The sequence below is a fragment of the Myxacorys almedinensis A genome (assembly GCF_010091945.1).
Classification (GTDB): domain Bacteria; phylum Cyanobacteriota; class Cyanobacteriia; order Leptolyngbyales; family Leptolyngbyaceae; genus Myxacorys; species Myxacorys almedinensis.
On sequence record NZ_WVIE01000015.1, the window covers coordinates 62,365 to 86,952 of the forward strand.

Consider the following 24,588-nt stretch of genomic DNA (forward strand, 5'->3'; position numbering starts at 1 on the left):
TGATGCCAGGTTAAGCGAATGGTTAAGATTCATCCAATCGTTCTTCTTTTATCCTTATTTCTATCATCATTAAATGGTCTTAACCCCCTATTTAACTGTGCTAAATTTTACAAGACTTAGCGCATCCCTCTCCCAACATTCAGTCCTATGATTGATGCAGTCATTATTATTTCCTTCATTCTAGCAGGGGCGGGAATTGGCTATCACGGGATCGAAGCCCTCCCCGGAAATCTCCTCCAACAGGCAACCGATCCCGGCTCGCTGCGGATCGTGCTAGCCGGGTTTGGGGCGCTCATTGGCTTCGCTTTCGGCATTTCAGCCCAAGCAGGATTCCGCCGCCTACAACGGCATATTCGTGACTTGCCAGCCGATGTGCTGCTGAGTCGCTCTGTCGGCTTGGTGGTTGGTTTGTTGGTGGCAAATTTGCTGCTCGCTCCGATTTTTCTCCTGCCCATTCCTTCAGAGTTTTCGTTTATTAAGCCCCTTGCTGCGGTTCTCGGTAGTATTTTGTTTGCGGTTTCTGGCGTATCCCTCGCCGACCTCCATGGGCGATCGCTGCTGCGGCTCATCAGTCCTAGCAGTGTAGAAGCTCTGCTTTTGGCTGAGGGCACGATCAAGTCTGCAACCACCAAAGTGCTCGATACCAGTTGTATTATTGATGGTCGCATTGCTCAACTGCTCGACACGGGCTTTCTAGAAGGGCAACTGCTTGTTCCTCAGTTTGTGCTACAAGAATTGCAGCAGGTGGCAGATGCGTCTAGCGATCAAAAGCGAGTTCGAGGGCGGCGGGGGCTAGATATTCTCAACGCCATTCGAGAAGCTTATCCCGATCGGGTGATGATTCACCCTGCGGACTATGAAGATGTGCAGACGGTCGATGCTAAGTTGGTTCGGCTTGTGCAAGATATTAACGGCGCACTGCTGACTACAGACTATAACCTCAATAAAGTTGCCACGGTGCAGAAAGTGCCCGTGCTCAATGTGAATGATTTAACTCAAGCCATGCGCCCGACTTATCTTCCGGGCGATAGCATTGACTTGAAAATTTTGCGAGAAGGAAAAGAGCCAGCCCAAGGCATTGGCTATCTCGAAGATGGCACAATGGTTGTGGTTGAGGAAGGGCGTCAGTTTGTGGGCGACGAACTTCAGGTGACTGTGACAAGCTCGCTGCAAACCTCGGCAGGTCGCATGATTTTTGCCAAGCCCAAGGCTTCTGCGATCAGCGCTAGGGGCGCAAGTGAAGGCTATGCCTAGCAGAGTGTGCTAAAAATCAAATCTTCGCGCCGTTTTGTGCGTTCTCTATGGTTCGTTCTGTAGTTCGCTCTGTGGTTCGCTCTCACGAAAAAGCCTGTTCTCTCTGCGAAAAAGTGGTTCCTGTCCTCTACCACGTCCAGTTCGATGCATCGGGCGAGTGGTGGTTTGTGTGCCGTGACTGCTGGGAACATGTGAGCCGGAATAAGCGGCTGTATACCTATAGCGGCACTTGGAAAGCACAGAAGCGCTGACCGTTTTGAAATGTCTGACGTTGTACCAGGGTGATGATCAGTTCAGAGAGGCTTGGTAGCGGCTATCTTTGCCATCGAGTCTGCTTAACTCCTTCATGGCTCAACTTAGCTGATAAGTAGCCCAACATCTGGCAAAATCCTCAAGATTAATCTTGTTTTCTTCAACGACGCAGGTGATGCATCGTCGTGCTTCAAACGAGGAAAGGAAGACTCAACGCCGCTAGTGGCAACCCTATGTAGGGCGGCTAAATATTGCTCAGTTCAATATTGTGTTTTTGCTCGCATCCCAAATTTACTAACCGCATCTTGCCGTTAAAGTTGGCAATTGCTATCTTGATCTGCTTGCAAATCGTTGACTCGCCTAAACTTTTTAATTTCTCCGCATCTGGTATTTCTTAATACAAAAAGCCCTCTGTTTCTAGCCTTTACTGGGAATAACGTAAGGGCAACTACGCAGAGGCTTTTGAGGTCAGGAAACTGGAGGTTGCGATCGCAGCCTTCATACCAAATTAATCTGTAAATGCGACAGATGTGCGACCTCCCCCAACCTCTCCTGAGTCAGGAGGGGAGCCGGAAAGTTCCTCCTGACCAAGGGGGGATGCCTTAGGCAGGGGGGTCGATGGGCAAATTCTTTAGACCTTTTCTGACAGAGAGATAAGAAAGGAAGATCAATTTGGTGCAGTTTTTCTCCCTTTTGTTGTCTGTATCCCATCGTGACGGTTTGGCAAAAAGCCACTGGAATCTTCGCTAAATTCTACCGATTGTTACAGGAAATACCTTCATGAAACCACAGCAACTCAACGGTTCTGACTCTTCAACCATCGACCTGGAAACCCCTGCTAAACCCGGTTCAAACAAACAGAAGAAACTGAAGAAACATGCTAAGGTTCCGGTTTATCTTGAAGGCGAATCACCTAAGCAAAAGAAATTAGCCAAAAAGGAGTACGAGCGAGAACTGACGCGCCTGCAAACTGAACTCGTCAAAATGCAGTATTGGATTAAGCACACCGGCGATCGCATGGTGATCCTGTTTGAAGGGCGCGATGCCGCTGGCAAAGGCGGAACCATCAAGCGAATTGCCGAACCGCTCAACCCCCGTGGCTGCCGGGTGGTGGCGTTGGGAACCCCCTCCGATCGCGAAAAAACCCAGTGGTATTTCCAGCGCTATGTTGAGCATCTTCCTGCGGCAGGAGAGATTGCCTTGTTCGATCGCAGTTGGTATAACCGGGCAGGCGTTGAACATGTGATGGGCTTCTGCACAGACGAGCAATACGGCGAGTTTCTCAACTCTTGCCCAGAGTTTGAGCGGATGCTCGTGCGATCGGGGATCAGACTGCTGAAATATTGGTTTTCCGTCAGTGATGACGAACAAGAGCGCCGGTTTCAGTCTCGCACCATTGACCCCGCCCGCCGATGGAAACTTAGCCCCATGGACTTAGAATCGCGCGATCGCTGGGTGGAATACTCGAAAGCCAAAGACACCATGCTGGCATATACCAATATTCCCGAAGCTCCCTGGTTCACCGTTGAAGCCGACGACAAAAAGGCGGCTCGCCTCAACTGCATCAGCCATCTTTTGAGCAAAGTCCCCTACACCGACATGACTCCTGAGCCAATGGAGCTACCCCCGCGCTCTGCTGCCCCCAAAGACTATGTGCGCCCACCCCGCAACGAGCAATTTTTTGTGCCGCACGTTTACTAACCCGGCTTGCCCTACCCCATGTTTGAACGGACGCGGCTCACCGTTTCTCATTTCTTTGAGGAACCGAGAGGCGTCACTCTCTTCAAAGCCCGATCACCCTACATCTAAACCCTTCAGCAGAAAAAACTATGAGTGGAAATGAGTTGCGCTCTCAAGCCATCAACACAATTAACAGCCGCAAACTCTCTGTGGTTAAAATGCCCGGACGGTTAGAGGACATGTGGGCGTCAGATGTCTTCACGTTGAACAAGATGCAAGAATGCCTGCCCAAATCTGTCTTCAAATCTTTGCACAAAACCATCAGAAGCGGAGAACCGCTAGATGGTTCGGTAGCAGATGTGGTTGCGGTTGCCATGAAAGACTGGGCAATCTCGAAAGGGGCACTCTACTACTCTCACATGTTCTACCCGCTCACCAATGCCACCGCTGAAAAGCACGATGGCTTTATCTCGGTGCAGAGCGACGGCACGGTGATCTCCGAGTTTGCGGGTAAAGTGCTTGTTCAGGGCGAACCCGATGGCTCATCGTTCCCCAATGGTGGCATTCGCTCTACCTTTGAAGCACGGGGCTATACCGCGTGGGATGTCACCAGCCCTGCCTTTGTCATGGAAACCGACAATGGCGTGACGTTGTGCATTCCCACCGTGTTTGTCTCTTGGACGGGGGAAGCCCTCGACAAGAAAACCCCGCTCTTGCGCTCTAATGCGGCGATGAGTAAAGCCGCAACCCGCGTGCTGAAGTTGTTGGGCTATTCTGAAATTGCCACCGTCAACTCTAGCTGTGGGGCAGAGCAGGAATACTTTTTGGTGGATGCTAGTTTTGCCAGCGTTCGCCCGGATCTATTGCTTTCGGGCAGAACCCTGTTTGGCAAAGCACCGGCAAAGGGTCAACAATTTGACGATCACTATTTTGGGGCGATTCCCGAACGGGTGCAAGTCTTTATGCAAGACGTTGAAGAAAAACTGTACCGCTTGGGAATTCCGGCGAAGACTCGCCACAACGAGGTTGCCCCTGGACAGTTTGAGATCGCGCCATTTTTTGAAGCTGCCAACGTCGCTAGTGACCACCAGCAGCTAATTATGACCATTTTGCGAAATACAGCCAAGCGGCATGGGTTTGTCTGCTTGCTGCACGAAAAGCCGTTTGCTGGGGTCAATGGTTCTGGAAAACACGTTAACTGGTCGGTTGGCAATGCGACCCAAGGAAATTTGCTTGATCCGGGCGACACTCCCCACTCAAATGTACAGTTTCTCGTGTTCTGCGGGGCTGTGATTCGGGGTGTCCACAAATACGCTTCGCTGCTAAGAGCCGTGATTGCTTCTGCCAGCAACGATCATCGGCTGGGGGCAAACGAAGCGCCGCCTGCCATTATCTCAGTTTATCTAGGCGAACAATTGCAGGATGTTTTTGATCAGATTGTGCAAGGGGACGTGACGGGATCTCAAAGCAAAGGGGTGATGAATTTGGGGGTAGACACGCTGCCGGTTTTCCCCAAAGATCCGGGCGATCGCAACCGCACCTCTCCGTTTGCCTTTACCGGAAATCGCTTTGAGTTTCGCGCCGTTGGCTCTGGGCAATCGGTTGCGGGTCCTCTAGTGGCGATGAATACGGTGCTGGCAGATTCTCTTAACTGGATGGCTGATCAGTTAGAAAGCCAGTTGGCGGAGGGAATTGATCTCAATGTAGCGATTCATGCCATTCTCAAAGAAGTGATGACCGATCACGGTGCTGTGGTCTTTAATGGCAACGGCTACTCGGAAGAATGGCACAAAGTGGCGGTTGAAGAACGCGGCTTGCCCAACCTCAAGACCACCGCCGATGCGTTGCCTGTGTTGCAGCAAGAGTACATCAAAAACTTGTTTGAGCAGGTGGGTGTGCTTTCTCCGGTAGAGCTTGCCAGCCGGTTTGAAGCCTATTCAGAGCAATATATCCAGTCGATCGAGGTGGAGGCTAAGCTGGTAGTAAGCATCGCTAAGACCATTATCTACCCTGCCGCCATGCGCTATTTGTCAGAGCTTTCGACTACGATCGCGAACGCTGGCGCGATCGGCATTGAGCTAGACAAGGAGAGTGCCACCAAGGTAGCAATGTTGGCAAAGTCGATGATGGATGCCGTGACCCAACTCATCGACATTTTGAGCAAGCACAGTTTTCCTTCTACTGAGGATCATATGCAGTTTTGCGCTAAAACCGTCCGTCCGTTGATGGATACGGTGCGGGAATATGCCGATGCTCTAGAAGGTGAAGTAGCAGATGATTTATGGCCGCTGCCGACGTATCAAGAGATGCTGTTTATCAAGTAACCAGCCCTTGTCTCATCGCTTCATGCTCGCAAAGGTTGCTACTGTGAGTGACCTTTGCGAGGGTAATCAAGGTTTCCTAGATTGCGATCGCGCTGAAGTGCTCCCATACCGCTAAAGCCCTTTGGGTATTGTTTTCTAGCGTGTTGATAGATTAGTCAAAAACTCTGCACCTTGCTTACCTAGAATTTTATTCTGATTCTTCGGGTTGCAAAATCGTTTTCGACACCAGACGAGTTTTCTTTCGATCCGCCTCAGAGAGTACTTCACCAGACTGCAACCGCGTGGCATTGATCTGCAAAACCGTTGCTCCGCCTTGATCGCCCATTTGGAGGGCGGTGTTGGCAGCCGTTTGCAACATTGTCGCCGCTCCAGCGCGATCGCCCTGCTGCAATTTCATCTCTGCAATCTGAGTCTGCCGATATTTTGCCAATGCCAGAATATGTTGTTGCACCTCAGCGTCAATCATCGGCTGATACAGCGCTGAAGCTGCCACTTCTACCGGAAAGCTCTCTGAAACCAAACCTTCTTGCCCTGAGGTGGGATCGTCGTAGCGCAGTTGGGCATGGGCGATCGCCGTTTTCCCTTCAGGCAACTGATTCACATATAGGTTTGCCAAAATCACTCTCGGTACATCCATCATCAAATCGCCCAACCGCGCGATCGCTTGGTTGCCGTCCTGCTGGATCAAAAGCTCGATCGTGTCAGGAGCAACTTGGGCGAGGGGCTTCATTTCTGCCAACCGCACGCCGGGCGCTACCGTCAAGGTTAAAAAAGCATTGGTCAACCCCACTGCCTGAACTCGACTAAACAGCCGCCCAAATTCTGCCATGGCTTGCTCTGGCTGCTGAATATAGGATAGGGTTCCGCCTCCCGCATCCGCGATCTTTTCTAGAATATCTTGATTCCAAGAACTGCCAAACCCCAGGGAATTGAGGGTCAAATTGTACCCCGTTGCCACTTGAGCCAGTTTGAGACAGCGATCGTTGCTGCCATGCTCATTTTCGCCATCGGTCAGCAAGAAAAGCTGTGAAATCGCATCTTTTTTACCTTTGGCAATTTCTTCAATTCCTAGCCGCAGACCTTCATCGATCGCTGTGCCTCCCGATGCCTCCAACCGTTGCAGCGACCGTTTCAACGTTGCCGGATCGTCCACAATTTGGTTGGGCAGCAGCACCGTGGCTTTGTGGTTGAACGTCACAATCGAGATGCGATCGCCCGGTGATAGCCCATCGATCAAGCGCTGCGCCGCCTGCTTGACGGTGGATAACGATTTTCCTTCCATCGAGCCGCTCTGATCCAACACCAGGCAAAGATTAAGCGGGACAGTCCGCCCTAACGCTTCGGGAACCGCCGAAATCGAGAACGCAACTTGACGCTGACTGTTGGGTTGAGTTGCATCGACTTGAGCATCACTGAGCGCATACTTCAAGCTGACTTGCATAGCGAGACTCCGGGGTAGAAAACAACGATAAGGCAAGATGTAGCAGCGATCGTAAACCCGAATCGCCCATTAAAAACATCTACACCAAAAACCTCTACCGTTTCGCAAACCCTCCTACGATCTCCTATTCCTACTTCAAAATCGTTGCCGAAGGTGTCCTGTCTTTATTCCTTCTCTCACGCGCTACCATAGATAGAGCGCCATTGTTTCAGGCATCACTCGCTATGGAATCACCGATTACGGCTGTTCAATCTTCTTTTTATGGAGAAGCTTATGTCCGCACTCCACCGCCGGACATGCCCTCGCTTTTGCTCAAAGAGCGAATTGTTTACTTAGGGCTACCTTTATTTTCTTCCGATGATGTCAAACGCAGAGTCGGCATTGATGTCACCGAATTGATTATTGCCCAGTTGCTCTATCTCCAGTTTGATGATCCCGAAAAGCCCATTCGCTTTTACATCAACTCTACGGGCACCTCTTGGTACGATGGCGACGCGATCGGGTTTGAAACCGAAGCCTTTGCCATCTGCGACACGATCCAGTACATCAAGCCCCCCGTGCATACCATCTGTATTGGTCAGGCGATGGGTACGGCAGCCTTGATCTTGTCTTCTGGCACGAAAGGATTCCGGGCAAGTTTGCCTCATGCCACCATTGTGCTAAACCAGCCGAGATCTGGCGCGCAAGGGCAAGCCACCGATATCCAAATCCGGGCAAAGGAAGTTTTAGACAACAAGCGATCGCTGCTTGATATTTTGTCTACCAACACCGGACAGCCGATTGAGAAGTTAGCCAAAGATACCGATCGGATGCTGTATATGACCCCCTATGACGCTAAAGAATACGGTCTGATCGATCGGGTCGTAGAAAGTGTCAAAGAGCTTCCAAACGCGATCCCCGCCGGCGCAGCTTAATCTTTTGTGAAGGCTTGGAACCTTCGCATTTTTCCACTCTACACCTCAACCCCGCAAGGAGCTACTCTTATGCCTATTGGCGTTCCCAGCGTTCCGTACCGTCTTCCTGGTAGCACTTATGAACGCTGGATCGATATTTACACCCGCCTCAACCAAGAGCGAATCATTTTTCTAGGTCAAGAAGTGACGGACTCGCTGGCAAACTCGATTATCGCCGCGATGCTCTATCTCGACTCGGATGATAACAACAAGCCAATCTCCATTTACATCAACTCTCCAGGGGGTTCTGTCACCGCAGGAATGGCGATCTATGACACCATGCAGCACATTAAGTCGCCTGTTGTTACGATCTGTGTAGGCTTGGCAGCTTCAATGGGCGCGTTTCTGCTGGCAGCAGGTGAGAAAGGTAAGCGTTTTGCCTTACCTCATGCGCGGATTATGATTCACCAACCTTTGGGAGGGACGGGGCGTAGACAAGCGAGCGATATTGAAATTGAAGCTCGCGAGATTTTGCGGATTCGCCACCAATTGAACGGGATTTTGGCAGATCGGACGGGTCAAACGATTGAGAAGATCCAAAAAGACACCGATCGCGATTATTTCCTGTCTGCTCAAGAAGCGAAAGAATATGGGCTGATCGATAAGGTGATCGAGACGGTTACTCAAAGTTAGAGTCAGAATTTGGGGTCTAGCGATCGCAGTTCCAGCCACTCCTCAACGATTATTGGAGAGACATACCAGAAGTGGGGGAGCGATCGCGCCTTAAATTTGAGCTTTATTTCAGGCTAAATTCACCAATTCCCTCTAAAAATGGCAGAATTCAAGTAGTTCTGCCATTTTGTTTGTCTTAATGAACCTCGCAGATTGCTATCGATTGTTAGGGTTGAGAACAGGTGCTTCTTACGAAGAGATCAAGGCATCTTACCGCCGATTGGTGAGGCAACTCCACCCTGATGTCAACCCCAACGACGAACGGGCGAAAGATCGGTTTATTCGGGTGACAGAAGCTTATCGGTTTTTGCTTTCTGCTGTCCATCCTACCGCTCAAGCTGCCTCGTCTCCTGCTGAGCCAGCAGATGTGGTGGTAACCCGTAAGCCGCCTGCGCCCAAGCCAAGCCCGGTTCAGCAAAATCTCGATTTGTCGCTCACCGATAAATATCTCAAGCAGAGTTCCTACGAGCAGTTGCAGCAGTTGTTTAAGACAAACCGTTTTCCCAGAGCGATCGCGCTGGTCGAGGGGTTAGCGCAGCGGCTTCCCGAAGATCTAGAAGTCCGTCAGTGGCAGGCAATCACCTATCAACGGTGGGGGCATCACCTCATTCAGACCCAAGAGTTTGAGAAAGCCCGTGTCTACCTCAAGAAGGCGCTTCGGACTGATCCCCATAATCGGTCGCTGTGGGCAGAAGTTGAACGAGACTTCCATCGGCTTGAGCAAGGGATTTATCATCGCCGATAACGATAGGTGATTTTACGGCGAGGGGCTACTTGTGGTAGAGGTCTCAACGCTCCTCAAGCAGAGGTTTCTTGCTCTAAACGCTGAAATCGCGCATCTGCCAAATGGCGAACCTCCATTCTCCTTCATCCCTGTGCTACCTCTGAAGGTGTGCGTTCTTAAACATTGTTTGGTATAATAGAGATACGAATAAAGATCTGCTCGGTAGTTCCTGACGAACCTTTTATTAAAAGTATACCTAGTATAATCAGCTTAAGTTCTGGCTATCAGAGGCGCTACTGATAGGTCTGACCCATAAAGTTTCAATTTTGAATTTCTGCCAGGCGTCGAATCTGAGTTAGATATCGCTACGTGTTCCTCACGAGACTGCTTAATAAGAGTATGCTTGTCCACTTGAAAACTGCGGGGTTCTTTGAGTGATCGCTATTTCACCGCGTCCGGCTGGGCGCAATTGGAACACAGTCAGTTTTCCGTCTACGCTTTATCTTGTGCCGATTCTGGATTTGCTGCTAACCAAAGTGCCGAGTCGTTTGAGAGACGAGGTGCGCTTGGGATTGCAAGAGGCATTGGTTAACGCCGCCAAGCATGGCAATAACTTAGATCCTGGCAAAAAAGTTTTGGTGCAGTTTTCAACGATCGCGAATGAGTATTGGTGGGTGATCTCTGATCAAGGAGCCGGGTTTGAACCTCCGGAAGACAGCGAAGACACCATTGAAGAGCATCTGCCTTGCGACAAATGCGAGTGTGGGCGGGGGCTATATATTCTCCATCAAGTCTTTGATCGGGTGCAGTGGAACAGTGAGGGAACAGAACTAAAACTCTGCAAACAAGTGACTTACCTCTCAAGATTGTCTCTAGCCCTCTAGACTTTGGTACTTTGGGAGTGGGGATCGCTCACAATACTTCAATACTTTAGGGCTTGCCTAAAGTTAGCTTTAGGTCTCTATAGTAGGCAAGTTATCTTTGGTAGAGTAGCGTTTGACGTTACTCCTTATGCGTTGCTTTAGTCCTCAGGATTATCTTTAGTAGCTTCGCCCTCAGATTATTTTTAGTACTTTAGCACTATTTTTTCAACTGTCAACTCTTTAGAACCAGGCTCAACGGAACATTTGCTTCGGTCTGCCCTTCAAGAGTCCTGAGTATTGAGATAAAACGCCGCATCGACTTAAAATTTTGCTATCTTGGCAAGGCGGATTTGTACGATCCCAGTAGGGAATGAAGTTTAATGGAAACAAAGCGATTAGAGTTGTTGTTGTTAGCTGGGTGTTCGTGTCTTTTGACCCTGTTGTGCCAGCCTATCTCGCACGCCGTGGCGACGCCAGCCGCGAGAGCAAATCTAGGGGTAGAAGCCTCTGCACAGGTACATGGAACGGCTTGTCCGGCAGATTTTCAGCGTCGGGTGAATGCTAAACGTCAGATGGCTCAACCCTAGAGGGCTGTTTTCTAGACCCATGAGTTGGGCAGGGCGGTGCAGAGATCGAGCGATCGAGCCATCCGACCGCTTGCTGTAGCCGGGCTAGTGCTTCTTCGGGTTGATCTTTGAGCAGCAGCATCAACGCGGCGACGGTTTGTTCGCGCGATCGCGCCTTTCGATCAGACTTGAGCCGGTGCCAATCGCGATCGCCGATGCTCAATCGTTCGACCAGGGCTTGGGCTAGCTCTACGGTGCTAACGTCTGAGAGCTTACTCGTGGAAATACTATTCGTGGAAATTACGGATCGCTCAAGCTTTGGGGCGTCTGACATAGGAATGGTTGGGTAAAATAAATCGGTCTACCGTTATTTTTACCGATCTGGCGCGGAAATGCAGTCTTCCCAAAATTCTCCACCGGATGAGCCAACCTTCGAGCAATCCTTAACCAGCCTAGAGCGATCGCTTCACGAACTCAAGGAACGCCATGCCCAAGTTCTGCGAGACCAACAGCAGCGATCGCAGTTGCAACAGCGGCAGCAAGACCTCAAAGCGGTGCTTAGGCAAGGCAAATCTCCTGAGCTTCAAGTAGAATTGCGTAACATTGAACAAAACCTAGACGCCCTAGAACTCGATCTCGAAAGCCGTCTCTTCTCTTGGTCAGGCTTGAAGGAGGTGTTCTGGCAAGCGGTGCGATTTGGTGGCGCTGGGCTTGTGCTTGGCTGGTGTCTTGCCTTTTGGACAATCAAAGCCCCCACCCCCCCCACCCCCCCTCCCCAGTCCTTTACTCCCTAAACTTCTTGCTATGGCTCGACGTATTGTAGAACTGCTTCGCACTGGACAACCTGACGAATCTGTAACGATTCAAGGCTGGGTACGCACCAAGCGCGAACAAAAAGGATTCTCGTTTATCGAGGTGAATGATGGCTCCTCAATGGCGGGGCTGCAAGTGGTGATTAACCAAACCGTGCCCGGATATGAGGAGGCGATCAAGCGGCTTAGCACAGGTGCCTCTGTGGAAGTGTCTGGGGTGCTGGTTCCGTCGCTGGGGAAAGGGCAGCGCATTGAGGTAAAAGCCGACTCGGTTGCCGTGTTTGGGGAAGCCGATCCCGAAACGTATCCGCTTCAGAAAAAACGGCACTCTTTTGAATTTTTGCGAGAGATTGGGCATCTGCGATCGCGCACCAACACCCTTGGCGCTGTTTTCCGCGTCCGCAATGCCTGCGCCACTGCGATTCATCAATTCTTTCAAGATCAGGGTTTTCTCTGGGTGCATACCCCGGTGCTAACGGCGAGCGACTGTGAAGGGGCAGGCGAAATGTTTGCGGTGACGAGTTTGAATTTAAAGCAAGTGCCGATGACAGCGCAGAAAGAAGTCGATTACAGCAAAGATTTTTTTGGGAAGCCGACCTATCTCACCGTGAGCGGACAGCTTGAAGCCGAAATCATGGCGATGGCGTTCAGCAATGTTTACACGTTTGGTCCGACTTTCCGCGCCGAAAACTCTAACACATCTCGCCATTTGGCTGAATTTTGGATGGTAGAGCCAGAAATGGCATTTTGTGACCTCGAAGGCGATATGGATTTGGCAGAAGCCTTTCTCAAGCACATCTTTAAGCAGGTGATGGCAACCTGCCCTGAAGATATGGAATTCTTTAATGCGCGGATTGATAACTCGGTGCTGGCAACGGCTGAAAATATTATCAACACCGAATTTGAGCGGCTGACCTATACCGATGCGATCGCACAACTTCAAAATGCTGGCAAGACCTTCGAGTATCCCGTCGAGTGGGGGCTAGACCTGCAATCAGAGCACGAGCGCTATTTGGCAGAAGAGTTGTTCAAAAAACCGACGATCGTTACTGACTATCCCACCGAGATCAAAGCGTTTTATATGCGCCTGAGCGACGACGAGCAGACCGTGCGAGCCATGGATATTTTAGTGCCCAAGATTGGCGAGATCATCGGCGGCTCTCAACGAGAAGAACGATTAGACGTTCTAGAGCGGCGAATTCGACAGCAAGGACTCGACCCGGCAGACTATTGGTGGTACCTTGATCTGCGGCGCTATGGCACGGTTCCCCACGCTGGGTTTGGGCTGGGCTTCGAGCGCTTAGTTCAGTTTATGACCGGAATGGGGAATATTCGAGATGTAATTCCGTTCCCTAGAGCACCGCTAAGTGTTGAATTTTAAACAATCCTCCGATCAGGTGATCCCGTTGGTGGATCTGCGATCGCGTCTCTTGCCCTCATTCTTAGATTCTGACCTCGCTGGGTCTGATCTTTTGGCTAGACGCCTTGCCCTAGGGCAAGAAAATTTTATGATGGCTTCACCGTCTGACAAATCAGAGCGCTTGGCACCCGATAGCGTTGATTGGATACCTCCTCGCAACCTCAAAGACCGAGCCGCTCATCTAGAGGATGTGACGCTTGATGAGGCGGTTCATTTGCTCGAAGAAGCGGTGGAAGTTTACACCGTGCTGGCACCGACCCTGCCGACCTATCAGCTAGAACGCGCTTGTGATGAACTGGAATTTTTGACAAATTTGTGTCGCCAATTGACGCAAGCCACCGGTTCAAATCTGTAAACTCCATAACGCTTGACGCGATCGCAATCATTTCCTTGCAAAATAGGCGTAACCCTACTACGCTGCGATCGCGCCAAGCTCATGGCAATTTTGAATCGAACCTCCCAAACCGAGGATCAAACCCGAACCCGCATTCTCAAGGCTGCCCTCAAGCTGTTTGCTCATCAGGGCTACGATGGCGCAACGACCCGCGATTTGGCCGAAAAAGCAGGGGTCGCAGAAGGAACGCTGTTTCGGCATTTCACCAATAAAAAAGCGATTCTCATCGAAGTGGCAACCCAGGGCTGGATCGAGATTCTCACCGATCTGCTGACCGAGCTAAGCGAAATGGGGAGCTATAAAGCCGTAGCTCAAGTGATGCGCCGCCGCATGATGAATCTGCATCAAAACGCGGATCTCTTCAAAGTGTGTTTTATGGAAGCGCAGTTTCATCCTGACTTGCGCGATCGCATTGAAAAAGACGTGGTTGAGAAAATGATGGGCGTTGCCGAGGCGTTCTTTCAAACGGCGATGGATCAAGGCATTTACCGTCCCATGAATCCTAAAATGGTGGCACGGGTGTTTTTGGGCATGTTTACGATCGCTGGGTTTAGCCAAGATACGATTATGGTTCCCGGCAGTTCCCCCCATGAGATGAAAGAAATGGCAGAGGGCATCGCTGATATTTTTCTCAACGGAGTCTTACAAAACCGTGAAAGCTAGATAGAGTGGTGATCAGACCTGATCTAAGATGACCCCATTCTTATGGTTTCTCTTGCCGATACGCTCACAGTACGTCGTCAACGGTTGGCGGACTTGATCGACGTTCCAGTGTTGCTCTGGTCTGGTCAACGCCGGTTGCGGAATTTTCGCGCGAACACCTATCCGTTTCGGGCAAGTAGCCATTTTCTCTATTTTGCGGGTTTGCCCTTAGAGAATGCCGTCATTCGGTTAGAATCGGGCAAGCTCACGCTGTTTATGGATGAAGCGAGTCCGGCAAGCGCATTGTGGCATGGTGCGTCTCTACCACGAGAAACTGTTGCTGCCCAAATTGGAGCCGATGCCGCTTATTCGCTTGAGAAACTAAAAAGATTTGCGGATGCAGCAACGATCGCGGCTCCCGATCTGGCAACGCAGCTAGAGCAATCTCGCCTGTTATCACGATCGATTGCGCCTGCTGACGCCCCTCACGGTGAAGATTTAAGGCTGGCTCAGGCGATCGTAACTCTCCGCTCCACTCACGATGCAGCAGCTTTGAGTGAAATTCGATCTGCGATCGCAGTTACCCTCTCAGCCCATAAAGCGGGAATGGCTGCCACCCCAAACGCAACGGTTGAAGCGCAAATCCGAGCCGCAATGGAAGGTCTGATTCTCTCCCACAACATGACCTGTGCCTATAACAGCATTGTGACGGTGCACGGCGAGGTGTTGCATAACGAGACCTATCATCATGCGGTGAAGCCGGGCGATTTGGTATTGGCAGATGTGGGAGCCGAAACCGGCACTGGATGGGCGTCTGATGTGACTCGCACCTGGGCGACATCGGGGAGATTTTCGCCGACGCAACGGGCGCTGTATGACGTGGTGTTGGCAGCCCAGGATCAGGCGATCGCGCAGATTCGTCCGGGTGTAGAATATCGAGATATTCATCTATTAGCCTGTCATACGATCGCAGAAGGACTGATCGATCTCGGCATTCTCAAGGGCAATGCCGTCGATCTCGTTGAAAAAGATGCCCATGCTTTATTTTTTCCTCACGGCGTTGGGCATCTTCTGGGTTTAGATGTGCATGACATGGAAGATCTGGGCGATTTGGCAGGGTATGAAGCGGGGAGGAGGCGTAGCGATCGCTTCGGATTGGAATATCTAAGACTCGATCGTCTGTTACAGGCGGGAATGGTTGTCACAATCGAGCCTGGGTTTTATCAAGTTCCAGCCCTTTTAGACGATCCAAAACGGCGCGAAACCTATCAAGATTGGGTAAACTGGGAGCGCCTTGCAGACTTTTCTGATGTGCGCGGAATCCGTATTGAAGATGATGTGCTGGTCACTGACGATGGCTCAGAGGTCTTGACTGCCGCTCTACCGACCGATGCCGAGCAGATTGAGCAGTGGGTAGACAGATGAGCTTTCAGGGTCGTTGCTGAATCTGAGTATGAGTCCCAGATCTGCCCTCACCCTAGCCCCTCCCACAAGGAGAGGGAACAAGAATTCTGGCTCCCTTTGCCCTAAGGAGAAGGGTTGGGGATGAGGTTCACCCCCATAGTGATGCACCACCCAAATTTCAACAAACTTTAAACAGATAAAAGGCGCTCTTCTCGTTAAAGAACGCCTTCATGATTCTTGGATTGAACCTTTGCTAAGCGGTAAGGTGGCTTAGCAGAAACCAACCTTAGCTCAGACCGACATTGCTGCGATCGTAGGTTTCAAAAGAAGAACTGACGCCACCTTTTGCATCGGAAACGATGTGAGCGGTTTCTGCTGGCATGCCTAATTCGACTGCCTTCCGGCTCAACATGGTTTGCTCACGATTGCGGATCATGTGACGATGACGAACCATTAGTGCGCGAGCTTGATCTTGAACAGACATATTGGTTTCTCCTAGCAATTTCACGTTATGCAAATACTATATCAGATAAATTCTGTATATTTCAATACAGAATTGCAATAAAGTTAAAATTTTCTGACAATCTATCTTTCGACGGGGTTGTTGTTCTGGGTTGCCGCTAAAAGGTAAGCTCGAACACATACGCGATCGCAGGAGACCCGATGGCAATCACCCAAAATGTAGAAGATGTGGGAAGACTAACGTGGTTTTACCGCGATGCCGAACCCGCTCAGCAAAATCGCCAGCCCCCGGTGGTGTTGCTCCATGGATTGGTGTCTCAGAGTTACAGTTGGCGGCATGTGCTGCCTGCGTTAGAAGAACAAAAATTTCGCGCGATCGCGCCCGACTGGATCGGCTGCGGCAATTCCAGTATGCCCGATCGCCGCGATTTCGCCTATACGCCAGACAGTTATATCGATGCGCTGGGCGACTTTCTTAAAACGCTTGGACTGGAGCACATCTCTATCGTTGCTCAAGGCTTTCTAGGCTCGATTGGCATTCAGTATGCCTTGCGCCACCCCGAACAAGTAAAGCGGCTTGCGATATTCAACGCCCCGATTTCTCAAGCGGCGAAACTGCCTTGGAAACTCCGACAGATGGGCATTCCCCTGGCAGGCGACATGATGACCCAAGACCCGCTCCTCGTCGATCGCATCCTTGAAGGTGGGGGCGGCTATCAGATTAATGAGAACGATTTAGGCATTTATCGGCGTCCGTGGATCAAAACCTCTGATGCGGGGCGATCGCTGCTGAGAATGATCCAAAATTTGCAGCTTAAAGAGGCAACCGCAGAGATAGAGGCAGGCTTGGCACAGTGGCAACAGCCGCTGCTGATCGGGTGGGGAGCGCGCGATCCGTGGTTATCGCTCGACATCGGAAAAGCGATCGGGCATGCAGAATTTGTAGAACTCGATGAAGTGGGGCATTATCCTCAAGAAGACTGGCATGAAAAAGTTAACGAGGTGTTGGTTCCTTTTCTACGCCGCCAAGCGATCTAAAATGCGGATAACAGTTGTACTAAAATAAGAAATTTGAGGACGACAAACCGACTTGAAAGTAAGTAAACTTTTGAGGCTATGTAAACTGGAATCAGCGCAATTAATTTCCTTGGTCACCCTCTTTCTAAATCTTTGGAAAGTCTTTAGAAAAAGCGGCGATGAAGGCAACTTCAACTTGCATCAGTCTTATAAATTTGAAAATTTCCGGTAGCCCATTTTACCTGATGTTTTATTTTACATTAATTTAGCGTTCTTCTTAGCAATCTACCTTACGGCATCTCTTCTAAAGGCACTAATGATATTTTCTTTTGATGAAACCGTTTAGACGGAAACTTGTTGCAGAGACACGAGTGTGCATTTCCTGTTCTTCATTCTTTATCTCTTATCGCTATGACGTTACGCTATTTCCTGTTGCTCGGATTTCTATTCACAGGTGTTTTAGTTCCTCCTGCTCAGGCGGCAGAACCGGGTTGCCCTACTCCTGCTTTGTCTCGGCTAGGGCGGCATATCGTCGCGTCTGGAGAAACCCTAGAAAGCATCGCTCAAAAATATAGTCTCGTTCCGCCAACATTGATGGGTTTCAATCCGAGCGTTCGGAATGGCAAAGTGACCGTGGGGGCAGAACTCTTGATTCCGCCCTATAACGGAGTGCGGGTTGAGGTGCCTGCGGGTCAATCGTGGCGCGATGTTGCTACCAAATATCGAGTTCGCCCAGATGTGCTGTATGAGGTGAACGGCTGCCAGAAAGCGCCCAGAGTGGTGTTTATTCCTGGGGTAAATTGGTCGCCAGATGGAGCAAACAAGCCGATCGCGGCAGCTTCAACTGCTCTTAGTGGCTATCCTCTCGCTCAGAAAGCGGGGGTGTTGTTGGGGTATGGGTGGTATATTCCCCAAGGCAAAGGAGAACCCATTTTTCATGGCGGATTGGATCTAGATGCGCCAGTGGGGACATCGGTTAGCGCGATCGCACAGGGGACGGTAGCGTTTGCGGGTTCCCAAGGTGCTTACGGGAATATGGTTGTGATCAATCATCAAAAAGGCTATCAAACTCGTTATGCTCAGCTTGAGACAATTGGCGTCGAAGTCGGGCAAACCGTGACGCGAGGAACTTCGGTTGGCACAGTCGGTCAGACCGGGACTCCAAGCTCGCTAAAGCCTCACCTGCATTTTGAGGTGCGATCAAATTCTAATTTAGGATGGGTGGCTGAAGATCCATCCTCTCACTTGCAAAAATAACGGGCGGTACATTCCGCCGTAACACGATCGTTATTTTGTCTTTCTGAATGTTGGCTGTTATTGCTTACAGAAGGTCATTCAGTACCAGCATCTTCAAATCAGTAATGTCAGGTAAACGCGCATCGTTTGTTAAAAAAACGGTTGCCCCTTCCTGAAGTGCTGTGGCAATTTGAATGGCATCTGGAGTTCGTAAATTGTAATTGGCTCTTAGTTGAGCCGCCCGTTCAGCGATCGCCGCAGAAACTGGAAAAGTAATCAAATACGCTTGATCGAGAATAATGTCACGATACTCACGCGCTAATTCTACATTTCCGGCTCTCAACGGATGAACTAACACTTCCGTTAACGTTAACGTAGACGTAACGACTCGAAACTCACCTCGTCTCATCGCTGCAAAAAAAGCCCGAACCTTCTCTAGATGCGTCGAATTTTGCTCAATGAAATAAATCATGGGCGCAGTATCTAAGCCAATTGTTTGACCTTGAAGCTGAATTAGCCATTCCATGACGCTCGTTCCTGATCCACATATTCCTGAGCATCCATTTCCCGCCAAACCTCTTTGCCCAGTCCTTCAAGTTCCAAGATGCTGCGCTTTGGTTTAGGTGAAATATGGTGGCGTACCAGTGAAGCAAGCTCTTCTAACAAGCGAAGTTGCTCCTCGGGTGTCAAATTCTCAACTTGACGGCGAAGTTCTTGATAGGTTGTCATCTGTTTTGTTTAGCTACCTTTCTCGTTGATCCTGCCATACTGCTTTCGACTTTGACAGATCCACAGCACCGAAGCAAGAGAACTTGAACCGGCTCACCTTTCTTCAAACAGTGTGCCTAACTATTATTTATGCTGTAAGTCCAGCAGTTCGGTTTGCATCTGCGATCGCAGCTTTTCTGCATATTGATAGGTCTGCAAGCGGATTGGTTCTACGTCCTTCCACGGAGATTGTAAGGGCTGGAGGTAATAGCGTAGATGCGATCGCATTGCCCACACTCCCAACGAGGGAAACAACACAAAGACTAACAGAAAAGGTGACACTGGCAGCAATGGCATCTTGAATCTCTGCGCTAACCACTTTGAATTGAACGTCCAAGGATGTAAATTTTCATTTCCTAAACAGACAATCGGCAAAACTGGAACACTATAGCGAATGCTTAAACGAATAAAACTTGGATCGAATGTTTCAAGCTGATAGCGACGCCGCCAACCTTTTGCTAGCCCTCGCCAGCTTTCTGGGGCATAGAGCAAAACCTGTTTTTGAGCGGTTTCGTCCGTGGTATGTGAGGCAGCGATGCCTGCGGAGTTGCTCCCTGCGCTAATCGCCCGCTCAACACTCTGCCGCTCTGCTCGGACACCTCCCATCGCTTGCGCCCATCCTTGCGGCAACCACCACCGCAACCACAGATGATCAAAAAACAGCGAATGCGCCACGGGCTGCACAAACCAACCTGTTTCTTGACCCAACAAAAACCCTAAACAGACAAAATCCCATGGGAAGCACATGCCTGCATGGTTGAGCGCCACCACCACAGGCGGGCTGTCTGGCAAATATTCAAGGTGATGAATTTCTGCGCGAAAATATCGCAGCACGATCGGCGCTAAAATCTCGTCGCGAAACGCTTTTTGATACTCCGGGTCAGGTTTGATGTCGGTTGCAATGGGCAAGCGAAACCCTAATCGAGTCCAACGCATTAACAGTGCTAGGTAAAAGCCTCCCGGCATCAGAAATAACGCGTATTCTAGCCAATTCCAGCCGCCGGGATCGGGGCGGTAGTGCTGCCAGTGACGATTGAATAAAATCAACCAGGCAGGCGGATACCACAGACAGAACCGATCAAACCAGGAGAATCGAAAAGGCGTCATAACGTTAGAGGCTCAATAATGTCTTGACGTTTAGATTACTGGGATTGTTGAAAACCATCATCCTTCAATACTCAGAACTTTGACTCATACCAAACCAATGGCTGAATGCGACAGACCCGATACCGTACAGACGTTTTGGCGAAACATCTCTTCACGATTTCGCACCATGCAACAATTTATTGCATTCAAAAAATTAAATTGATATTTAGATGACGCTCTGACGGCTAACGGCTGCCTCTGGGGATAGTTCTGGCGGGCTGTTCGGGCGGCAAACCCGTTACGGTGTGGTAGAGCTTGACGTATTCGATCGCAGATTTTTCCCAACTGAAATTCTGCTGCATTCCTCGCGCCTGTAATTCTTTCCAGTAGGGCTTAAACCGAAAGCCTTCCCACGCCCGTACCATGCAGGTGAACAGATCAAGCGGTTCGTAGCGATCGAAGGCATAGCCGGTTCCCGCGTGGTTTTCTGGATCGTGGGGAGATACCGTATCGACTAGACCGCCCGTTCGCCGCACGATGGGAACGCAACCATAGCGCAACGCCAGCATCTGACTAATCCCACACGGCTCAAACCGGGACGGCATCAAGAACGCATCCGATCCGGCGTAAATTCTTCTTGCGAGCGGATCGTTGTAGAGCAAAAACACCGACATGCGACCGGGATACTTGGCGGACAACTGCCACATCTGGGTTTCGTAGTAGCGATCGCCCGTTCCCAGCAAAATAAACTGCGAATCGGTGTATGCCATAAAGCGATCGAGGGTTTGAATCACTAAGTCCAGCCCCTTCTGCTCGACCAACCGCGTGACCATGCCGATCAAAAACGCTTTTGAATTAATTTCCAGCCCTACTTCTTCTTGCAGCGCAATCTTATTTGCCTTACGGTGATCGAGACTATCGACCCCAAACGGTTTGGCAATCGTTTTATCCACGGCTGGGTCGTACGCTTCAGTATCGATGCCATTCACGATTCCAGACACTTTACCGCTAATAAAAGACAACAACCCTTCTAACGTTTCTCCGTAAGCGGGAGTCTTAATTTGCTCTGCATAAGTGGGTGAAACGGTATTGACCCAATTGGCAAACTGCACCGCCGCCGCCATCGTGTTGTGTCCCTGCATGTACCACGGGCACCACGTCATCTGCTCCAACTTCCAGCGCCACGGACCTTGATACGCCAAGTTGTGAATCGTGAAAACCGTAGCAATGTCCGGATCTTGGTGCATCCACACCGGAATCATGCCCGTATGCCAGTCATGGCAATGAATAATTTGGGGCTTCCAATAGTTCCAGGCAAACTCTGCCGCGCCATTGGCAAAGAACGTAAACCGCCAATCTTCATCTTCACCAGAGTAAATTCGCCGAGGATCGAACACAGGATGCCCAAACAAATATAAGGGAACATCGCTATCGGGGAGCACCGTTTCATACACCGCAAAGGGATTAAACATCGCGGCTCCCTTCCAGATCGGCTCTTTGGGAATCTCGATCTTGTCGTTGAGAAAGCCATAGTAGGGCATAAAAATGCGGACATCGTGCCCCATCGATCGCAGCACTTTTGGCAATGCTCCGGCGACATCTCCCATGCCTCCTACTTTTGCGATCGGAGCAACTTCGGCTGCCACAAATAAAATTCGCATGGTTTGCTCTATGTCCCCTTGGTGAGTTGGTCGCGCTATGAGTCATACCACTGAGTCACAGCACTGTGATCATACCGACTTGAGGGGAGTTGTAGGAGATGCGATCGCAAATTTCCCCTCTAACCCGTATGTCACAATAAGGTCAACGCCAATTAGCTCTAGATCATGTCTAACCAGCTTTCTACCTCAGTGCCTCGATTGGAAAGCGGCGATCGTCTCACCCGCCACGAATTTGAGCGTCGGTATGCTCAAACGCCTGAAGATTTCAAAGCAGAATTAATTGAAGGAGTTGTGTACGTGGCATCTCCCGTTCGAGTCAAGAATCATGGCAGACCTCATGCTCAGGTCATGGTATGGCTAGGCACTTACTATGCAGCGACTCCAGGTGTTGATTTTGCTGACAATTCAACGGTTCGGCTCGATCTTGACAATGAACCTCAACCCGATGCGCTGTTGAGAATTGAGCCAGAAGTGGGTGGGCGATCGCGGGTCACGGATGATGATTACATCGAAGGCTCTCCCGAACTGGTGGTAGAAATCGCTGCCAGCAGTGCGGCTGTGGACATGAATGCTAAACTCAACGCCTACCGTCGTAATGGTGTTCAGGAGTATTTAGTTTGGCAAACTTACGAAAATCGTTTGGACTGGTTTTACCTGCAAGAGGGCGAGTATATGCCGTTTCAAGCCGATGCTCAAGGAATTATCCAAAGCCGAGTGTTTCCCGGACTTTGGTTAGCAGTGGACGCGCTTTTGCGGGGAGATTTAGCGATCGTTTTAGCAGAGTTGCAGAAGGGTTTGGCGACGCCAGAGCATCGGTCATTTATGAAACGGCTAGAACCGCACTAAGAGGTTTCATCACTCTTCTGTTTAGTAATTTCGTCGCTAACGCTGGGGTTGGAGTTGTAAAGCCAAATCCGCCCTCTACGCATAGTCTTCGTATTTGTAGAAATCATCGGTGTCTGAGTCAGCGGTTCCTACGGAGTTGCGCTCTGCGCTAATCGCAGCAAGCTCTCCCCCTGACTCATAAAGATGCCGCATTACCTCTACCGCTTCTGACAAACTCAGCTTCTTTCCGAGATTTCCATTTGCAGTCTCAAGATAATTCTGTAGCCAATGAAGTAGCTCATGCGCCTCATCCTTCGGCAACTGCAAGATAGCAGCTTCGATTTCAGTGAGTGAAGTCATAAGCTTGGCATACGAATGGAAATCTGTAGCTTTCATTCTAGCTGCGATTAATCGTGGCAAAAATCTCGTCTAAGATTTCCTGTGCGCCCTGCTCTTTTGCTCGATGTGCCAGTTCAATTCCTAGCTGTTCAGCATCGGTGGCAGCGCCCGAAACCGTATCTTTCACCAGCCTTTTACCGTCTAAACTCGCAACGACTCCAGTTAGCGTCAGTGTATCGCCATCAATCACCGTGTTCACACCGATCGGCACTTGGCAACCGCCTTCTAACTCGCGCAAAAATGCCCGCTCTGCATAGCAACGGTAGGCGGTGGGCTGATGCTGCAACACTTTTAGCAATTCCAGAATCTCGGTGTCTCCTTCGCGACACTCGATGCCGAGCGCGCCTTGTCCGACGGCATGAAGCGAAATTTCAGGGGGAATGGTTTGATGGATGCGATCGCTCAACTCTAATCGATGCAGACCCGCATACGCCAAAATCAGCGCATCGTATTCGCCTGCATCTAACTTCGCTAAGCGGGTGATGACATTGCCGCGCACATCTTTGAAGGTGAAATGCGGGTAGTGATGGCGCAGTTGGGCTAATCGACGGAGGGAAGACGTGCCAATCACCGCACCTTCGGGAAGGGTATCAAGCTGTTTATCGTTGTGCTTCTCGTGGACTGCCAGCGCATCGGCAGGATTTTCGCGCTCGGTCACGCAACCCAGCATCAAGCCTTCTGGTAAATGGGTCGGCAAATCTTTGAGCGAATGCACGGCAAAATCGGTATCGCCATTCAGCATTCCGACTTCTAATTCTTTGGTAAAGAGTCCTTTATCTCCGATCTTTGCCAGCGCCACATCTAGAATCTTGTCGCCCTGGGTACTCATCGTGTGGACTTCAAAGGTGATATCGGGGAACGCCTTCTGCAACTGTTCCTGAACCCAATGGGTTTGAACGAGGGCTAACTGACTTTTGCGAGAACCAATCCGAATGGTGCGGGCGGGACTAGAAACGGTTGGAGACATCATAGCGGCAGGGCGAAATAGGCTTTTCAAATCACTTTCTCCACCTTACCGTAGTGTGTTGATCGATGGGTGAGCGCGTCCTGCTGAAATCGTTACAGATGATTAAGGTGCATTCAAAATCAAAAACAAGCTTTATAACAGCCAAATATTTCATAAATTAGCAGAAGTCACCATTCTAAAGCTGTATCTGAGCTTGCTCCAATCAATCTCTCCTGCCGCGCTGCTGGAGAACTTTACTGGGGCTAATAAATGAAATACCCTGAGAAGAGGATGTGCTAATCATGACTGCTTCAATGATAGGCTCATAGACCATTTTTTCTGCAACCCACTCCACAATAAAGTTTGCACCTGACCCTCCACTTGTATCATCTGCTGCAATAAAGAAGTCTGTGGAAGCAAGCGGCTTTAGTTCTACTGGACTCTTAATATCCTGCCTAATCAGTTGTCCATTGGTATCGTAGTAACGCACAGAAGTGATAACAATCGAATTTGTCAGATCCGTATTTCGGATACTGAGCGTGGCTGACAAATTCACGATCTGATCCTGGCTATTGTAGTGATAAATATGCGAGTAAATAGGGACATACACGGTTTGTCCCGTCACAACTTTTGTCTTATCTAACGTGACTGCCCTCAGTGAGGTTTCCCGCTTTGTATCAGATTGTTGCCTTTGTAAAGCAGCTTGAGATGAACAGGAGGTGAGGATAGCGATCGCTCCACAAACCCAGAGATACTGTTTCAGCTTCATCGGCAGTCATCCAATCAC

General features: G+C 50.1%; 27 protein-coding genes. 17 read left to right on the top strand and 10 right to left on the bottom strand.

Going from position 1 to position 24,588, the window contains the following annotated elements:
• Positions 1 to 147: 147 nt before the first annotated feature.
• The 4 genes from GS601_RS13845 (at position 148) to GS601_RS13860 (ending at position 5,510) form a co-directional block, all read left to right on the top strand.
• A complete protein-coding gene (locus tag GS601_RS13845; protein WP_162423881.1) occupies positions 148 to 1,254 on the top strand; it encodes a PIN/TRAM domain-containing protein in 1,107 nt (368 codons plus the stop codon).
• A gap of 47 nt (positions 1,255 to 1,301) precedes the next feature.
• The gene (locus tag GS601_RS13850) at positions 1,302 to 1,505 is read left to right on the top strand and encodes a hypothetical protein (protein WP_202925080.1); all 204 of its coding nucleotides are present in this window, start codon (positions 1,302 to 1,304) and stop codon (positions 1,503 to 1,505) included.
• A gap of 781 nt (positions 1,506 to 2,286) precedes the next feature.
• A complete protein-coding gene (gene ppk2 / locus GS601_RS13855) occupies positions 2,287 to 3,207 on the top strand; it encodes a polyphosphate kinase 2 (protein ID WP_162423882.1) in 921 nt (306 codons plus the stop codon).
• 128 nt (positions 3,208 to 3,335) lie between these two features.
• Positions 3,336 to 5,510: a glutamine synthetase III family protein gene (locus GS601_RS13860; protein ID WP_162423883.1), complete on the top strand. Its 2,175-nt coding sequence runs from the start codon at positions 3,336 to 3,338 to the stop codon at positions 5,508 to 5,510.
• Between the two features lie 187 nt (positions 5,511 to 5,697).
• On the opposite strand, the gene GS601_RS13865 is transcribed toward GS601_RS13860, so the two are convergent.
• Positions 5,698 to 6,951 carry a vWA domain-containing protein gene (locus GS601_RS13865; RefSeq protein ID WP_162423884.1) on the bottom strand — a complete coding sequence of 418 codons (1,254 nt, stop codon included), beginning with the start codon at positions 6,949 to 6,951 and terminating at the stop codon, positions 5,698 to 5,700.
• 224 nt (positions 6,952 to 7,175) lie between these two features.
• Here GS601_RS13865 and GS601_RS13870 point away from each other — a divergent pair, with 224 nt between their 5' ends.
• From GS601_RS13870 to GS601_RS13890, 5 genes are all read left to right on the top strand, one after another.
• Positions 7,176 to 7,865 carry an ATP-dependent Clp protease proteolytic subunit gene (locus GS601_RS13870; RefSeq protein ID WP_162423885.1) on the top strand — a complete coding sequence of 230 codons (690 nt, stop codon included), beginning with the start codon at positions 7,176 to 7,178 and terminating at the stop codon, positions 7,863 to 7,865.
• A gap of 69 nt (positions 7,866 to 7,934) precedes the next feature.
• The gene (locus tag GS601_RS13875) at positions 7,935 to 8,537 is read left to right on the top strand and encodes an ATP-dependent Clp protease proteolytic subunit (protein WP_162423886.1); all 603 of its coding nucleotides are present in this window, start codon (positions 7,935 to 7,937) and stop codon (positions 8,535 to 8,537) included.
• Positions 8,538 to 8,715: 178 nt separating this feature from the next.
• Positions 8,716 to 9,321: a J domain-containing protein gene (locus tag GS601_RS13880; RefSeq protein WP_162423887.1), complete on the top strand. Its 606-nt coding sequence runs from the start codon at positions 8,716 to 8,718 to the stop codon at positions 9,319 to 9,321.
• Between the two features lie 413 nt (positions 9,322 to 9,734).
• Positions 9,735 to 10,184, top strand: a complete 450-nt coding sequence (locus GS601_RS13885) for an ATP-binding protein (RefSeq protein ID WP_162423888.1) — start codon at positions 9,735 to 9,737, stop codon at positions 10,182 to 10,184.
• Between the two features lie 359 nt (positions 10,185 to 10,543).
• Positions 10,544 to 10,750 carry a hypothetical protein gene (locus GS601_RS13890; protein ID WP_162423889.1) on the top strand — a complete coding sequence of 69 codons (207 nt, stop codon included), beginning with the start codon at positions 10,544 to 10,546 and terminating at the stop codon, positions 10,748 to 10,750.
• Here the strand turns inward: GS601_RS13890 and GS601_RS13895 are convergent.
• The gene (locus GS601_RS13895; RefSeq protein ID WP_162423890.1) at positions 10,725 to 11,063 is read right to left on the bottom strand and encodes a DUF6439 family protein; all 339 of its coding nucleotides are present in this window, start codon (positions 11,061 to 11,063) and stop codon (positions 10,725 to 10,727) included. The two genes, GS601_RS13890 and GS601_RS13895, sit on opposite strands and share 26 nt — an antisense overlap.
• 58 nt (positions 11,064 to 11,121) lie before the next feature.
• On the opposite strand from GS601_RS13895, the gene GS601_RS13900 reads away from it, so the two are divergent.
• From GS601_RS13900 to GS601_RS13920, 5 genes are all read left to right on the top strand, one after another.
• The gene (locus GS601_RS13900; RefSeq protein WP_162423891.1) at positions 11,122 to 11,523 is read left to right on the top strand and encodes a sll0565 family protein; all 402 of its coding nucleotides are present in this window, start codon (positions 11,122 to 11,124) and stop codon (positions 11,521 to 11,523) included.
• Positions 11,524 to 11,533: 10 nt separating this feature from the next.
• On the top strand, positions 11,534 to 12,922 hold the full coding sequence (gene asnS, locus GS601_RS13905; RefSeq protein ID WP_162423892.1) for an asparagine--tRNA ligase: 1,389 nt from the start codon (positions 11,534 to 11,536) through the stop codon (positions 12,920 to 12,922).
• Positions 12,909 to 13,316 (top strand): hypothetical protein, encoded by a 408-nt coding sequence (locus GS601_RS13910; RefSeq protein ID WP_162423893.1) that lies wholly within the window; start codon positions 12,909 to 12,911, stop codon positions 13,314 to 13,316. Before asnS ends, GS601_RS13910 begins: the two co-directional genes overlap by 14 nt.
• Positions 13,317 to 13,397: 81 nt before the next feature.
• Positions 13,398 to 14,018, top strand: coding sequence for a TetR/AcrR family transcriptional regulator (locus GS601_RS13915; RefSeq protein WP_162423894.1), 621 nt, complete (start codon positions 13,398 to 13,400; stop codon positions 14,016 to 14,018).
• A gap of 42 nt (positions 14,019 to 14,060) precedes the next feature.
• A complete protein-coding gene (locus GS601_RS13920; protein ID WP_162423895.1) occupies positions 14,061 to 15,422 on the top strand; it encodes an aminopeptidase P family protein in 1,362 nt (453 codons plus the stop codon).
• Between the two features lie 265 nt (positions 15,423 to 15,687).
• Here GS601_RS13920 and gifA read toward each other — a convergent pair whose 3' ends face one another.
• On the bottom strand, positions 15,688 to 15,885 hold the full coding sequence (gene gifA, locus GS601_RS13925; protein WP_162423896.1) for a glutamine synthetase inactivation factor IF7A: 198 nt from the start codon (positions 15,883 to 15,885) through the stop codon (positions 15,688 to 15,690).
• Between the two features lie 179 nt (positions 15,886 to 16,064).
• Between gifA and GS601_RS13930 the strand changes: the two genes are divergently transcribed.
• Positions 16,065 to 16,901, top strand: a complete 837-nt coding sequence (locus tag GS601_RS13930) for an alpha/beta fold hydrolase (RefSeq protein ID WP_162423897.1) — start codon at positions 16,065 to 16,067, stop codon at positions 16,899 to 16,901.
• A 390-nt stretch (positions 16,902 to 17,291) separates the two neighbouring features.
• Positions 17,292 to 18,137, top strand: coding sequence for a LysM peptidoglycan-binding domain-containing M23 family metallopeptidase (locus GS601_RS13935; protein WP_162423898.1), 846 nt, complete (start codon positions 17,292 to 17,294; stop codon positions 18,135 to 18,137).
• Between the two features lie 64 nt (positions 18,138 to 18,201).
• On the opposite strand, the gene GS601_RS13940 is transcribed toward GS601_RS13935, so the two are convergent.
• The 4 genes from GS601_RS13940 to glgA all read right to left on the bottom strand — a co-directional run bounded on the left by GS601_RS13940 (position 18,202) and on the right by glgA (position 21,631).
• A complete protein-coding gene (locus tag GS601_RS13940; RefSeq protein ID WP_162423899.1) occupies positions 18,202 to 18,642 on the bottom strand; it encodes a type II toxin-antitoxin system VapC family toxin in 441 nt (146 codons plus the stop codon).
• Complete coding sequence (locus GS601_RS13945; protein ID WP_162423900.1) at positions 18,630 to 18,845, bottom strand: hypothetical protein; 216 nt, start codon at positions 18,843 to 18,845, stop codon at positions 18,630 to 18,632. The genes GS601_RS13940 and GS601_RS13945 overlap by 13 nt, the downstream gene beginning before the upstream one ends.
• A gap of 123 nt (positions 18,846 to 18,968) precedes the next feature.
• Entirely contained in the window at positions 18,969 to 19,991 is a 1,023-nt protein-coding gene (locus GS601_RS13950) for a 1-acyl-sn-glycerol-3-phosphate acyltransferase (RefSeq protein WP_162423901.1), read from the bottom strand.
• 224 nt (positions 19,992 to 20,215) lie between these two features.
• Positions 20,216 to 21,631 carry a glycogen synthase GlgA gene (gene glgA / locus GS601_RS13955; RefSeq protein ID WP_162423902.1) on the bottom strand — a complete coding sequence of 472 codons (1,416 nt, stop codon included), beginning with the start codon at positions 21,629 to 21,631 and terminating at the stop codon, positions 20,216 to 20,218.
• A 165-nt stretch (positions 21,632 to 21,796) separates the two neighbouring features.
• Here glgA and GS601_RS13960 point away from each other — a divergent pair, with 165 nt between their 5' ends.
• Positions 21,797 to 22,477: a Uma2 family endonuclease gene (locus GS601_RS13960; protein ID WP_162423903.1), complete on the top strand. Its 681-nt coding sequence runs from the start codon at positions 21,797 to 21,799 to the stop codon at positions 22,475 to 22,477.
• 75 nt (positions 22,478 to 22,552) lie between these two features.
• Here GS601_RS13960 and GS601_RS13965 read toward each other — a convergent pair whose 3' ends face one another.
• The 3 genes from GS601_RS13965 to GS601_RS13975 all read right to left on the bottom strand — a co-directional run bounded on the left by GS601_RS13965 (position 22,553) and on the right by GS601_RS13975 (position 24,570).
• Positions 22,553 to 22,816 (bottom strand): hypothetical protein, encoded by a 264-nt coding sequence (locus GS601_RS13965; RefSeq protein WP_162423824.1) that lies wholly within the window; start codon positions 22,814 to 22,816, stop codon positions 22,553 to 22,555.
• Between the two features lie 37 nt (positions 22,817 to 22,853).
• Positions 22,854 to 23,852, bottom strand: coding sequence for a hydroxymethylbilane synthase (hemC, locus tag GS601_RS13970; RefSeq protein WP_338017041.1), 999 nt, complete (start codon positions 23,850 to 23,852; stop codon positions 22,854 to 22,856).
• A gap of 172 nt (positions 23,853 to 24,024) precedes the next feature.
• Positions 24,025 to 24,570, bottom strand: a complete 546-nt coding sequence (locus GS601_RS13975) for a DUF3124 domain-containing protein (protein WP_162423904.1) — start codon at positions 24,568 to 24,570, stop codon at positions 24,025 to 24,027.
• Positions 24,571 to 24,588 lie beyond the last annotated feature (18 nt).

Coding starts and splice junctions, on each gene's coding strand:
- GS601_RS13875 (WP_162423886.1), top strand. CDS start 7,935: ATGCCTATTGGCGTTCCCAGCGTTCCGTACCGTCTTCCTGGTAGCACT.
- GS601_RS13940 (WP_162423899.1), bottom strand. CDS start 18,642: ATGGAATGGCTAATTCAGCTTCAAGGTCAAACAATTGGCTTAGATACT.
- glgA (WP_162423902.1), bottom strand. CDS start 21,631: ATGCGAATTTTATTTGTGGCAGCCGAAGTTGCTCCGATCGCAAAAGTA.
- GS601_RS13950 (WP_162423901.1), bottom strand. CDS start 19,991: ATGACGCCTTTTCGATTCTCCTGGTTTGATCGGTTCTGTCTGTGGTAT.
- GS601_RS13890 (WP_162423889.1), top strand. CDS start 10,544: ATGGAAACAAAGCGATTAGAGTTGTTGTTGTTAGCTGGGTGTTCGTGT.
- GS601_RS13915 (WP_162423894.1), top strand. CDS start 13,398: ATGGCAATTTTGAATCGAACCTCCCAAACCGAGGATCAAACCCGAACC.
- GS601_RS13935 (WP_162423898.1), top strand. CDS start 17,292: ATGACGTTACGCTATTTCCTGTTGCTCGGATTTCTATTCACAGGTGTT.
- GS601_RS13965 (WP_162423824.1), bottom strand. CDS start 22,816: ATGACTTCACTCACTGAAATCGAAGCTGCTATCTTGCAGTTGCCGAAG.
- GS601_RS13850 (WP_202925080.1), top strand. CDS start 1,302: ATGGTTCGTTCTGTAGTTCGCTCTGTGGTTCGCTCTCACGAAAAAGCC.
- GS601_RS13960 (WP_162423903.1), top strand. CDS start 21,797: ATGTCTAACCAGCTTTCTACCTCAGTGCCTCGATTGGAAAGCGGCGAT.
- GS601_RS13845 (WP_162423881.1), top strand. CDS start 148: ATGATTGATGCAGTCATTATTATTTCCTTCATTCTAGCAGGGGCGGGA.
- GS601_RS13900 (WP_162423891.1), top strand. CDS start 11,122: ATGCAGTCTTCCCAAAATTCTCCACCGGATGAGCCAACCTTCGAGCAA.
- GS601_RS13880 (WP_162423887.1), top strand. CDS start 8,716: ATGAACCTCGCAGATTGCTATCGATTGTTAGGGTTGAGAACAGGTGCT.
- GS601_RS13930 (WP_162423897.1), top strand. CDS start 16,065: ATGGCAATCACCCAAAATGTAGAAGATGTGGGAAGACTAACGTGGTTT.
- ppk2 (WP_162423882.1), top strand. CDS start 2,287: ATGAAACCACAGCAACTCAACGGTTCTGACTCTTCAACCATCGACCTG.
- GS601_RS13920 (WP_162423895.1), top strand. CDS start 14,061: ATGGTTTCTCTTGCCGATACGCTCACAGTACGTCGTCAACGGTTGGCG.
- GS601_RS13895 (WP_162423890.1), bottom strand. CDS start 11,063: ATGTCAGACGCCCCAAAGCTTGAGCGATCCGTAATTTCCACGAATAGT.
- gifA (WP_162423896.1), bottom strand. CDS start 15,885: ATGTCTGTTCAAGATCAAGCTCGCGCACTAATGGTTCGTCATCGTCAC.
- GS601_RS13865 (WP_162423884.1), bottom strand. CDS start 6,951: ATGCAAGTCAGCTTGAAGTATGCGCTCAGTGATGCTCAAGTCGATGCA.
- GS601_RS13975 (WP_162423904.1), bottom strand. CDS start 24,570: ATGAAGCTGAAACAGTATCTCTGGGTTTGTGGAGCGATCGCTATCCTC.
- GS601_RS13870 (WP_162423885.1), top strand. CDS start 7,176: ATGGAATCACCGATTACGGCTGTTCAATCTTCTTTTTATGGAGAAGCT.
- asnS (WP_162423892.1), top strand. CDS start 11,534: ATGGCTCGACGTATTGTAGAACTGCTTCGCACTGGACAACCTGACGAA.
- GS601_RS13860 (WP_162423883.1), top strand. CDS start 3,336: ATGAGTGGAAATGAGTTGCGCTCTCAAGCCATCAACACAATTAACAGC.
- GS601_RS13945 (WP_162423900.1), bottom strand. CDS start 18,845: ATGACAACCTATCAAGAACTTCGCCGTCAAGTTGAGAATTTGACACCC.